Genomic DNA, 4,205 nt, shown 5'->3' on the forward strand with positions numbered 1-4,205 from the left:
GGGGGCTTCCGCTTGCCGTGCACGCTCGCTCCCGCTCTCCCGGCAGACCGGTCCAGCCCGTTGCAGGACTCACCGTCTCGTTGCTTGCCCCCGTCGCGGGTGGTACGTGCCCTGTCTGTCTCTGGCCAGGCGTCCTGTCATCGTCGGGTCCGCTGTCCGCTCGGTCCTTCGGTTGTGTCCTTGTCGCTGCTGCTCTGCTCTGTTCCTCCGTTGTTGTGCTCTGGCTCCTCCTCCCGTCCGTCTGTTCGTCGTTGCCCTTGTCGCTCCTGCTGTTCCTCTCGCGCGCCGGCTCCTGCCCTCAGTGGTTGATAAGGCTTCGCACGTGCTTCGAGGCTCTCGCCATAGGCCCGTAGGGAAGTAGTCGGCGTGCCTTCGACCCCTTGACCGCTGCGGTGACCTGCTGCTTCCAGCGGTTTCCCCGGCTTTCGTGGGCGATTCCGTAGGCGACTCGTTGGGCAACTCCGCAGGGGGCTCCGTGGACAACTCCGCAGGCAATTCCGTAGGCAACCTCTCCCGGCCGTTCCCCGTGGGGCGGTGAACGGCGGGTGGGACGACCCCGGGACCGGACGGGCGGCCGGAGGAAGAGCAGCCGCCCGGAGGGCCGCGCCTCAGCTCGGACCCCGCGCTGAGCGGTCCGGTCCGGCCGCAGGACGGCGCCGGACGCCGGACCGCGCACCGACCGCGCCGTTCCGCCGTCACCCTCGCTGGCGCATCGACTGCCCGTGCGAGAGGAGAGGTCTCCTCCCGGACATCCGACAGGCACGCGGATCGAGCCGGGGAGGGAGAGATCACCGGTCTTCCGGTGAGGAGTGATCTCTCCCCAGCGCCCGAACGTGCGAGTCCAGGGGGGTGACCTCTCCTCCCCGGTACGGGGAGGAGAGATCACCCCTGCCCGACCGACGGCAGCGCACTCGCCTTGATCGTTTACGCAGGTGGGCCTTGTCCGCTGGCCTGGCCCGGAGTTGTCCCGTGGACACGGCTCGGCCTCAGCTTGCTCTGCCGGACACGCGCGGGACAGATCAGGGACGAGTAGCGAGGACGGCCCGGAGATCGGCAAGGCGGTAGGCGGTGGGCTTTCCTTCGACATCGTGGAGCCGAGCCGAGGTAACGGTGAGCCCAGCAGCGCGCAGCGCACGGGCCAGGGCCTTGCCAGCTTCTCGGAGGCGGGTGGCCTCCTCACGGCTGTCCCAGCGTCGCCAGGTCTGTGGGTCCTTCTCTCGCAGGTGGTCGAGAATTTGAGCGATGGTGAGGGCGTTCGGGTCGCCGTGGGCGGTGAAGGCATCGAGGAGGTGCTGCGCGATGGCGGGGAGCGGGGCGGATTCCGGGGCGCCGGCTGCTCCGCACAGCCGGAGGATGTCGGCCCAGGTGGGTGGCTCTTCGAGGCCCTCGTTGGCGGCAAAGGGTGGCAGGGGGGCTTCCTGGGCTGCCGCGATGCTGGCGTCGTCGATGTCGACCAGGCCGGCGTCCCGGCGTTCCGCGGCGCGGCGGTGGCCCTCGTCGAGGGTGATGTGGTGGATCTTGTGGATGATCGGTTCGTCGGGGAGGCCGGGGGCGCCTTCGATGTAGACCTGGGCGCATTGGCGCAGGTCGTCGCCGGACTTGGGGTTGAGGCGGTGGGGTAGCCAGCCCTCGTCCATCATGCCGCCGCCGAGGGCGGCCCTGACGTCGACGTCGCGGCAGGGGCCGAGGACCTTCAGGGCCGGCTGCTGGGCGATGTTCGAGCCGAGGAAGGCGTGGTTGCTCCTTGGGCAGCGAAGATGACCCAGACGGCTTCCTTACGGCCGATGAGCATCAGCGACGCTACGAGGAGTTTGGAAAGCTCGGTGATCTTGGGGAACTCATCGATGAAAACGAGGATGGCGGGGTGTTTCGCTGACGGTTGCCAGGCATCGCCCATGCCCATGCTTCGACGGATGCGAGCGCGCCCTGCGGCCATGCAGTGGAGCCAGAGCAGGACGCGTTCGATGGCGGCGGGGCCGAGGCTGGTGAGGCGAATGGCGTCTTCGTAGGGGCCCGGGCCGTCGCCGGAGGGGTCGAGGAAGAGGGTGACGGTGTCGTGGCAGGCGGTGGTGATGTCGGCGAAGGCGCGCAAGAGGCTGGACTTGCCGCCGCCGGAGCGGGCGATGACCTCGCCCATGAGGCCGGCGAGGGAGAAGGCGAGGGGGTCGCCGTTGGCCGAGCCGCCGAAGCAAGCGGGCTGGGTGATACTGATCGACTTCGGCGCGAGGTAGGGGGCTGGCGGGAGCTCGGCGAACATGTCGCCTTGACGCAGCATGAGGACGGCACAGGCCGTGCGGTTCTTCAGTGGCTGGACGATGACGTCGCCCTTGCCGAGGTCGAAGAGCGTTTCCAGGTCCGGGGCCTTGTCGATGATGGCGGCCGGGGTGCCCTTGGAGACGCGGACGGTGGCCTGCCAGCCCCAGGCCGTCTGAGTGACGTTGGTGATCTCGGCGACCGGGATGTTCTCGGCTCGCAGGGCGCGCAGCATACAGTCGGCGGCCTGGTCGGTGCTGGTGGCTCGGGCGATCGGGTAGGGGTGGGCCGGCTCGCTCGCGGCCGGGCCGGTGAGGAGTCCGCCCTCTGGTTCCGGTAGCGGGAAGGTGAGGTCGGGTGGGGCGGGGTTGAGCACGGTCGGGCGGCGGCCCTGTCGCCACGTCACTGCGGCGGACAGGGTGGTGGTGGCGCTGAGCCCGTACAGGGCGGGGCCGGGGTGTTGGACGGCCAGGGCGACGGAGATAGCGAGCAGCACGGTGGTGCCGAGGCGGCGGTTACGGGCCCGGGCGGCGCGGGTGGATACGAGGTCGGAGCTGGTGGGCGTCGTGGGGGTGAACGATTCTGCGCGGACGGTGGCGGCTTCTCGGGCGTAGAGGATGCGCTGGCGGTGGGCGTGGTGCTCGTTGGAGTTCTTCCAGAGCTTGAGCTGCTGGTTGATCTCCTGCAGGGTGGCGTCGCGGCGGATCTTCCACTGCGTGTGCTGGTGGTTGAGGTGGAAGGCGGTCAAGTACTCCGGGGAGAGGTCTTGCGCGTTCCACCAGCGCCAGGCCTGGGCGGCGGTGTGCCGGGCGCCGGTCGTCAGGATGGTTGCTTCCCGTGAGGCGATGGTGCGTGCGTGCGCCTTGATGGTGTCGCCGCGGCGGGTTGGAGTGTCCGGATTCTTATCGGCGGGGTGGTCGTCGTGTGGAGGCTCGACGCGGACGACCTCCTCGTCGTCGCTGGCGGGTGCGGGGCTGTCGGTCATGCGGGGAGGCTCCTGGACGGGGACGGGCCCTGCCGCCGCGGATCGTACGGCGGTCGGGCCGCGGTCAGTTGAAGACGCCGGCGATCAGGGCGCCGAGCCAGTTGACGAAGGGGACGAGGGTGTCGGCCGCGAGGCCGGCGCCCCCTGCGGACAGGCCCAGGCCGCTGCCGGAGATGGCGCCGAGGATGAAGTCGAGGCTGGTCTTCTTGGTGATCGACTTCCAGGCGGCGGCGAGGCCGACGCAGAGCAGGATCAGGATCATGGCGCCGTACTCGGTGATGACGCCGGGGTGGGCGCCGCCGTGGATGATCGAGCTCCTGGAGCCGGTGGCTCCGGTGAGGACCTTGTCGCCGCCCATGTTCATCGGGTGGGCGACGAAGCCGAAGAAGTAGCCGAGGGCTCCCCCGGTGCACAGCACGGAGAGCATGCCGAGGGCCTGGCCGAGCAGGAAGGGCAGCAGCGCCCTCCAGTTCTTGGCGTCGTGGCGCCACCAGCGCACGGCGCGCCAGACGACGATGGCCAGGGCGACGGTGAGTCCGCCGACGGTGACGTAGGCGGCGCGGGTGAACATCAGCGGGCTCCGGTCAGGACGGTGGTGATGAGGGCGAAGGTGGGCAGGTAGAGCACCGCGGTGGAGAGGTTGAGGGTGAACAGCCAGCGGGTGATCGGGCTGGCGTAGCGCAGACGCCAGTAGCCGGTGACCAGGCCGGTCATGAAGGCCGTGCCGATCGGTGCGCTCGGGCCGGCGTCCTTGGCCAGGGCGTACCAGGCCGGCTGGATCAGCGCCCCTGCGGCGACGGCGGCCAGGCGGGGCTTGTCGGCGGTGATCCAGGACAGGTCGAACGTCCGCTCCTTGCGGGGCGGGGTGTCCGGCGCGGTCGGGTAATGGTGGTGGTGCACCTCGACGTACGGGGTGGACGGGCCCGGGTGGGGGTTCTGCTCGGCGGGGGAGTTGCTCCATCGGGCG

The 4,205-nt window shown here is 70.0% G+C and carries 4 protein-coding genes; all 4 read right to left on the reverse strand.

The window, feature by feature from the left end; all coding sequences use genetic code 11:
* Positions 1-1,019 precede the first annotated feature (1,019 nt).
* Positions 1,020-1,640, reverse strand: a complete 621-nt coding sequence (locus tag AC13HU_RS33395; protein ID WP_483045732.1) for a hypothetical protein — start codon at positions 1,638-1,640, stop codon at positions 1,020-1,022.
* A gap of 53 nt (positions 1,641-1,693) precedes the next feature.
* Entirely contained in the window at positions 1,694-3,238 is a 1,545-nt protein-coding gene (locus tag AC13HU_RS33400) for a hypothetical protein (RefSeq protein WP_483045733.1), read from the reverse strand.
* A gap of 64 nt (positions 3,239-3,302) precedes the next feature.
* On the reverse strand, positions 3,303-3,809 hold the full coding sequence (locus tag AC13HU_RS33405) for a hypothetical protein (RefSeq protein WP_483045734.1): 507 nt from the start codon (positions 3,807-3,809) through the stop codon (positions 3,303-3,305).
* The coding region (locus AC13HU_RS33410; protein WP_483045735.1) for a hypothetical protein at positions 3,809-4,205 on the reverse strand (397 nt) is incomplete at its 5' end. The genes AC13HU_RS33405 and AC13HU_RS33410, both read right to left, overlap by 1 nt.

This window comes from Streptomyces sp. NH27 (genome assembly GCF_056859195.1).

What these genes read in the sequence shown, in the direction of transcription:
- AC13HU_RS33395 (WP_483045732.1), bottom strand. Translation starts at nt 1,640, where the DNA reads ATGATGGACGAGGGCTGGCTACCCCACCGCCTCAACCCCAAGTCCGGC.
- AC13HU_RS33405 (WP_483045734.1), bottom strand. Translation starts at nt 3,809, where the DNA reads ATGTTCACCCGCGCCGCCTACGTCACCGTCGGCGGACTCACCGTCGCC.
- AC13HU_RS33400 (WP_483045733.1), bottom strand. Translation starts at nt 3,238, where the DNA reads ATGACCGACAGCCCCGCACCCGCCAGCGACGACGAGGAGGTCGTCCGC.